This window comes from Stenotrophomonas sp. INTA L402-1 (assembly GCF_059295135.1).
On record NZ_JCAFWP010000135.1, the window covers coordinates 1 to 669 of the forward strand.

General features: G+C 47.4%; 1 protein-coding gene. It reads left to right on the forward strand.

Annotation, left to right across the window (positions count from 1 at the left end; all coding sequences use genetic code 11):
* Window positions 1–263: 263 nt before the first annotated feature.
* The coding region (locus AC5O77_RS21920; RefSeq protein WP_494507192.1) for a DUF421 domain-containing protein at window positions 264–669 on the forward strand (406 nt) is incomplete at its 3' end.

The window sequence follows — 669 nt, forward strand, 5'->3', positions numbered from 1 at the left end:
GACCAGACGTTAGGCACCGGATTCAGCCAGGAGGCCTCTTCAATCTGAAAGCCGAGGTCTGAAAGTTTTTGCTGGAAGCGAGCGATGGAATCTTCCAGTGCGGCATCTTTGCCGGGGATAAATGTTTGCGTCATGAAAATCACTTTAGTCGTACGGAAAGCGCGCAATAATACGGGTTTTATCTCAAAGGCGCTATCACCGCCGCCATGCCGATGAACTGTTGACTATGCTTTTAGCGGATAAACCACGTTAAGAGCATAAAAATGAAGGCGTTCGATCTCCACCGTATGGCATTTGATAAAGTGCCTTTTGATTTCCTTGGCGAAGTTGCACTACGTAGTCTTTATACCTTTGTACTGGTCTTTTTGTTCCTCAAAATGACCGGACGACGCGGTGTGCGGCAGATGTCGCTTTTTGAAGTGTTAATCATTCTGACGCTGGGTTCAGCGGCGGGAGATGTGGCGTTTTATGATGATGTGCCGATGGTCCCGGTACTTATCGTCTTTATCACTCTGGCGTTGTTATACCGCCTGGTAATGTGGTTGATGGCGCACAGTGAAAAACTGGAAGATCTTCTGGAAGGCAAGCCGGTTGTCATTATTGAAGATGGCGAGCTGGCCTGGTCAAAACTCAATAACTCCAACATGACGGAATTTGAGTTCTTTATGG